The sequence below is a fragment of the uncultured Nitrosomonas sp. genome, from assembly GCF_902826915.1.
Taxonomy (GTDB): domain Bacteria; phylum Pseudomonadota; class Gammaproteobacteria; order Burkholderiales; family Nitrosomonadaceae; genus Nitrosomonas.
Genome location: NZ_CADEGP010000015.1, coordinates 39,631 through 46,360, shown reverse-complemented (window position 1 = coordinate 46,360; position 6,730 = coordinate 39,631). Strand labels below are relative to the sequence as shown.

The window sequence follows — 6,730 nt, the reverse complement described above, 5'->3', positions numbered from 1 at the left end:
TTCAATTCATCTTGAATCTGTTGCAGGGTACTTTCCAGTTGCTTGATGCGTTGAGCTGCCGTATCCTGGGCATATGCCTGTGATGCGGTCATAACACTTAAACATGTGCCAATAATGAGTCTTAAAACTAAGTGTCTTTTTAGCGGGTAGTTCATATTTGCTCCCTTATTATTTATATTGTATGTATTCACGAGGAATTCTCGATAACTGGAATTGATAGTTGCTGATATTCCTTGTGAATCATGTAGATGAATTATTCGGAGAGATTAAGCCAATCTATTCGAAGCCGGAAAAAGTGACGCAGAACTCCTCTGCCGCAGAATATGCGGTATTAACCGGCATTCAGAGAGTTTTCTACCCGAGGAACAGAATAATAAGCCTCTAGGGATTATCGTTCCTTTGGCTAAAGTGCTAGGAAAACGCCCAATTGGTTGATGACTATTTTCTCAATTCGACAAGCTCAATCAGAACAAAGAACAAAACTTAATTGCCCGTTATGAGCTTATCGAAGTATTCGAGTTAGTAGTTGTCTAACTCAATACACTGACATCATCCCAGCTAATTTGATCAGACGCGACGCCAACCAGCGTGACTGATGCGGTAGAACCAAAATCTACTATGAAATCTTGATCATCATCACTACGGTGAATATTAGTGACAAAGCTTTCTAGATGTTCTCTTGAAATAAGGCCCAGCCCGGTATCAAATATAATGAATTTATCTTCGCTGGAGTTGAAGTCTCCGATTCGTAAATGTGCGGCCTCGCGGATCACAAAGTCATCCGCACCTTGTCCGCCATGGCAATCTTCGCCACCGCGTACTCCAATTCGATCATCGCCGCTAGATGGAGAGTAATCGAGTCGATCTGTAATCTTAAACCCGGCTCCTGGAGAGCTAGGGGACCATTCTTCAGAAACACGATGATAGATGCCATCGCCATCTGCATCAGAATAGCGTGTGATTTCTGTGCCGAAAGGTTCTTCGTCAGCACGAATTACATCACCCGCATCCGTCACAGAATAGACTTCAGTGCCATCATCATCGATGGGCTCAAGTTCCGGTACACCCTTTTTAATTTCGAATACTTCAACGACTTCGTTATTTTCGTTAATAGTGAATTGGTAACCTTTGCGGTCACCACTGCCAGGGCGATCATCATTATTGCCATCATCATCGGTGCCGTTGGAATCAGAGATGGCTTTGTAGGATCCATCACCCTCGGGGTCAGAATAGACAGTGATTTCCGGCCCGTTAGACGATTGTTTGGTGTGGGTGATTTGAGTGCCATCGATTACAAAAGAATCTCTATTGTCGATAGATTCTTGCTGAGTTATTCCATTTTCAACTTCGAAATAGGCTGTCACAGCTCCGTTTTCAATGGTGAACGTAAAATGTTTGTTGCTGTTGGATGAATCATCATGTCCTGTGCTCATTTTGGTTCTCCTAAAAAATCAATTAAGTCAATGTGACAGATAGCATTTAATAGGGTAAGGCGATATCAAATACTATCTGTAGTTGTCATTTATCCATGGAACTAGTTATATTAAAAATACGATTATTCAATCGGATTGCGTTGAGCTGGAGTCAATTGACTGCTCCAAGATGCGGGTAGATTCTGCACCCAGCCGTTATATACTACCGGGATCGGCAGAATGCCTTGCCCGCCCATGCCTGGATTCCCTTTTATTGCGTCATCCTTCTGTGTAGTGCCTGCGGCAAATAATCCTACCGCACCAACAATTTTTGCATCCGATGGATCGCCATCATTATTTGGATCAGGATCCACGATCAGCATTCTGTTGGAAAACTTGCTGGATACATACGCATAGTAACCGCCACCTTGTTTGGCTCCATATTGTACGCCGTGGCAACCAGGATCACAGGGCAGCATCGCAACCACTTTATCGGTATTCGTATTGACAATAGTTATCGTGCCTGAGAGCGTATTGGCGGTTATCATATTTTTACCATCAGGAGAAACCGGGGTTTGAATCGGTAATGCGCCTATTGGGCCGGTAATGGTTCCTGCAACCGGGTCATAATTTTTGATTAGGTTAATGTGTTTCATAACCTTGTGGGTATCCATATTCACAACCGCGATCGTGCTGTCGAGCAGGTTAGCCGCGTAATATTTGCTGGCATCGGGCATCATGCCCGTTGCTATAGGATGGCCGAAAGGGCTGCCGACCGGAAGAATGGCCTCAATAGCATCGGTATGGAAATTGTATTGCGTGGAATCCCCTGAAAAAACATTGGGCGTTACCATGGTTTTGCCATCATGACTCATCCAGTGTGCGTGAGGATTACCGCGCCCAATATCCACTCGGCGCAGTACTCCGGTTCCTAGGGGGGCTAGCTCCATTACTGAGTCCGTGCGTGTGTCGCCATTATTCGTAACGTGAAGGCGATCGGAGTCAGTCAAAGTCATCACATGTGCAGGTGATTCGCCTACGGATACATTGCGTATGAGTGCGCCTGTTTGACGATCAAATACAGCCAGTTTACTGTCAAACCATTGGGTGGCATAAATTACGGTTTGGTCTTTGTCGGTCCACATATTGTGTGGGTTGTTCATTTCAATGGAAGGTAATGCTACTTTGCGTGTCACTTGCCAGGAAGATCCATCTATTGCTGATATTGTGCCGGGTTTCTCCTTGCCGCGAGTGGTTTCAAATTGTGTGGCAACCCATATTTCACCAACTGCGGGGGTTTTAGGGTTTTCTAGTGCGTTTAGCGAAATATCATTGCCATAAAGTTCATTCAGTACGTTTGGTAGATTAACAACGCCAATGTCTACGCGCACGTCAACATTCGGATAGGTGATATGCCACGGTTTGTTGCTTGCATAGTCTTGCCAGTTGGCAGGGTTGGTGGCAATAAAGAAAGTCCGTAAGAGTCTTGTTGCCAGATCGCTGCTGGATGGGACGGTAATGCCGTTAATCAGGCTGATTGAAGAGCCTAAATCCAACCCGGTAGTTTTGGGGTCATCGACAATCACCGCGCCAAACATATAGGGATGAACGCTACAGGTGAAAACATACAAACCGGGTGTTGTTAGCGTCACATCATCTCCGCCTTTTCTCGGTTCCGTATTGAAAGGCATATTAGCAGCGCCCGTCGGATAAATTAAGCTGGTTCGGGTATGCACGGTATTTGAATTGCCCGAGAACTTCACGCGCACGCCTGGGGAAGCTATGGCAATTGAACGATTCCCTGCGACAGACGTGCCAGTATCAAACCATCGTCCAGGATTATCCGTCAGCTCAAATTTGACTTCGTTATCACCGGCAGAGACGCTGCCTGCTGATAACATGAGCAGTGCTGAGGAACAGATCCCCAAATTGACTGCTTGCTTTAAAAATTTTTTATTAAACATTGAATATTCTCCTTGGAGCAATTAAAAATAATAGTTTTTATGTGGTTTTTCACTCAGTTTCGCCTGTGATAGGCGCCACTGAGTTTTACTATCTTATATTATTTCGTGTTGCCATGACCTCCGTGAATATGGTCGTTTTTCCATAGCAGTTTTCCGATTCGTCTGGCTTCACGATCATCGACGTTTTGTCCGTCGCGTATGATAGGTGAAGCGACATTTTGATTATTTTTTGAATGCACAGTTCTGCTAGAATCATTCGTGCTGTGGTCATGGCGAATCTGATCTGTCGGAGTGTTCATTGTGCTCGAGTATCTAAGGTAGTCATCTACAGCTTTTCCGGCAGAGAAAGATGTAGATGCAAATCCCATGCTGAACATTAGAATTGTGATAATTGAGAGTTTTTTCATGATACTTCTCCTTGATTTGAATTGATGCAGCATCAGTAATGTGTCCTGATGTGCGTGTGATATTTTTCCTCACACAGAATCAACTATACGTGGGATATTTTCCCATGTCAACATATTGTGTGATTATTTCCCACGATATGTTAAAATAGCTTGTATTCATCAACTTTGTGGCCCATTTATTCGTGGATAAGCTTTATGCACAGTATTCAAACACCTAACTCAACGCTTTCGCCAGCACTCGTTGTTGCGCTCCGGCGCGTACTTCGTCCAATAATCAGGTTAATGCTGTCAAAAGGGATTACTTATCCTTTTTTGTTGGAATTACTGAAAGAATTGTTCGTAGAGATCGCAGATAAAGATTTTAAGATTGAGGGAAAATCTTCGACGGACAGCCATTTAAGTTTGTTAACGGGTGTTCATCGTAAAGATATTAAGCGGTTGCGACATGAGAATCATTCCGATGCTGAGGCAATTCCTCAAGCAGTTTCAATGGGTGCTCGATTGGTGAGTCTTTGGACCAGTGACGCACGTTATCTCGATGAAAATAATCAACCTAAGCCATTACCTAGATTTATTAAAGAAGGCGGTGAAATTTCATTTGAGAAACTTGTTGCCAATGTAAGTTGTGATATCCGTTCGCGAGTTGTACTTGATGAATGGTTGAGACTCGGGGTGGCGCATTTTGACGATCAGAAGCGAGTGTGCCTCAATACGTCGGCATTTGTTCCAGCATACGGCTTTGAGGAAAAAGTGTATTACTTCGGTCATAACTTGCATGATCATGCCGCTGCTGCAACCAATAATTTATTAGGGGAAAAACAGCCCTTCTTTGAACGAAGTGTTTCTTACGATGAATTAACTACTGATTCGGTGCAGAAGTTAGCTGAAAAATCCACCTATCTTGGGATGGAATCGTTGCTTGCCATTAACAAAGATGCGATGGAACTTGAAAAAAATGATACACCAAGAAGCGAATCGCGTTATCGCATGACATTCGGCATTTATTATTATAGTGAGCCGGTTGATTCGGAAGAATCAACAAAAGCAGATAGCAATGATACACCGAGCTAATCATTCAGGACGTTTGTAAAGCGAAATGACAAAAACTTCATTGGCCGCCCTATACCGTTGCGGGACATATATATTGAGTGTCATCACTCTGATGTTTTTCTATTCCGCTAGTGCCCTCGCTGAAAACAATTGCGATGTCAATGCTTCGCTGACCAACCCTATGCTGCAACCTCAATCTGGAATCGGCGGCACGGGTACACCATTAGCCGAATCGGGTGTGGGTGGGACAGGTGTGCGCGATGGGGGAATGGGTGGTACCGGTGTTTCGGGAGGCGGCATTGGCGGGACTGGTGCGCCAGTAGCCGAATCAGGAGTGGGCGGTACCGGTGTTCAGGGAGAAGGCGGTATTGGAGGAACTGGACATGTTGCTGACGATGGGGGGCTTGGAGGAACGGGAATTATTGGTGTTATCACCGGATTTGCAAGTATTTGTGTCAATGGCATTGAGGTTCATTATGACAGCAATACTCCCATTTCTATTGATGGACGACCTTCTACAGCACGCGATCTTGCGGTAGGGCAAGTTGTTGTCGCGCGTGCGCTAGGCGCTGGCCACGAATTGATGGCTCGGAACATTGCGGTAGTGCATGCGGCGATTGGGCCGATTAGCAATATTAATTCAGAAACCGGGGAAATGCGTGTATTAGATCAAACTGTACAGATTGGAAAATCTGTGGATCATGACTATGTTTCAAGCATGAAGGCAGGCGATTGGGTGCAAGTCAGTGGTCACAGACAATCCAATGGTGCGATTATAGCATCACGAATCGAAACCACACCGCCGCATGTGCAAGCCAAAATAAATGGTTATATCACTCAAATTGACACACATGGTTTTGTGGTTAATGGCACGCGCGTTCAGCATGATGATAAATCATCGCTAACGGATATTTCTCAAGGCATGGAAATCGAGGTTACGGGGCAATGGGATGGCATCCATTTGCACGCCCAGCAAATCCAGGTCGAGCCAATGTCTCGGAGTATTGGAAATGTAGAACATCTTGTGATTGAAGGGTATATCCATGCCCTGGGTGGCAAGGAATTAAACGTAAGCAACCGGATAATTATCATTGATCCCGATACGCAGTTAGCGGGAACAACGAGGAATGACCTCAAGTTGGATCAGCGTGTACTCATTAGCGGTAGGCTTAGTGCGGATCAGCGGATTATTTCGGAACGTATTGAAGTAAGAAACATACTGCCGCCTCAGATACAGGAAGGAAATGATAGGGCTTTTATTGATAACAGCGGCAAAGGTAAAAACAATACGAGCAACGAATCGGAAGTCAAGCCTTCCCAGAGCGGTAAAGATAGTCAGGGTCGCGGCAGTGGGCATGATGGCGGCAATCAGAATCCGAGCGATTTAAAAAAAGGACGCGACCTTGACTCACGCAATGATCAGTCATCCGGCAAGGATTCGCGTATGGATCATTCATTCCGTGTCGAAGACGAAAAAAAGAGTGATCATTCCGGCTCTACAAGAGGGGATCCGATAGAGAAATCATTCGATATGCGCGATAACGATGCATCGAATCGCAAGTCCATAATGCCTGAGAATCCAAGAGAATCCGGCTCAGATGTGCGGGATAGGCCAAGTGATCATAAAGATAGTGTGCGTGATACTGACACTCCAGATAGGGCGCGCGATGATGCAGAACGTTATGACAAGGATTTAGTTATTGACAGACATGAGAGGCCGGACGAATTTGATTCTGGTATGAGTGATCGGCTTGGTGATCACAGAGAGAGTATACGGGATATCGATATTCCAGATCGGGTTGGCGATCATAGAGAAAGCCTACGAGATCTTGATGTTCCAGATAGAATTCGCGATTAGCTGATTAGGTTTTCAGAAGGTAATAAATTAAATATGAAC

The 6,730-nt window shown here is 44.9% G+C and carries 5 protein-coding genes; 2 read left to right on the top strand and 3 right to left on the bottom strand.

The genetic code is table 11. The features are described 5' to 3' along the window. Positions 1-530: 530 nt before the first annotated feature. The 3 genes from QZV86_RS04420 to QZV86_RS04410 all read right to left on the bottom strand — a co-directional run bounded on the left by QZV86_RS04420 (position 531) and on the right by QZV86_RS04410 (position 3,783). Entirely contained in the window at positions 531-1,433 is a 903-nt protein-coding gene (locus QZV86_RS04420) for a hypothetical protein (protein ID WP_295624437.1), read from the bottom strand. Between the two features lie 122 nt (positions 1,434-1,555). Further along, positions 1,556-3,376: a copper oxidase gene (locus QZV86_RS04415; RefSeq protein WP_295624435.1), complete on the bottom strand. Its 1,821-nt coding sequence runs from the start codon at positions 3,374-3,376 to the stop codon at positions 1,556-1,558. A 98-nt stretch (positions 3,377-3,474) separates the two neighbouring features. Continuing rightward, on the bottom strand, positions 3,475-3,783 hold the full coding sequence (locus tag QZV86_RS04410) for a hypothetical protein (protein WP_295624433.1): 309 nt from the start codon (positions 3,781-3,783) through the stop codon (positions 3,475-3,477). 195 nt (positions 3,784-3,978) lie between these two features. Between QZV86_RS04410 and QZV86_RS04405 the strand changes: the two genes are divergently transcribed. After that, a complete protein-coding gene (locus QZV86_RS04405; RefSeq protein WP_295624431.1) occupies positions 3,979-4,854 on the top strand; it encodes a DUF6502 family protein in 876 nt (291 codons plus the stop codon). 25 nt (positions 4,855-4,879) lie between these two features. Beyond that, positions 4,880-6,691, top strand: coding sequence for a DUF5666 domain-containing protein (locus QZV86_RS04400; protein ID WP_295624429.1), 1,812 nt, complete (start codon positions 4,880-4,882; stop codon positions 6,689-6,691). Positions 6,692-6,730: the final 39 nt, after the last annotated feature.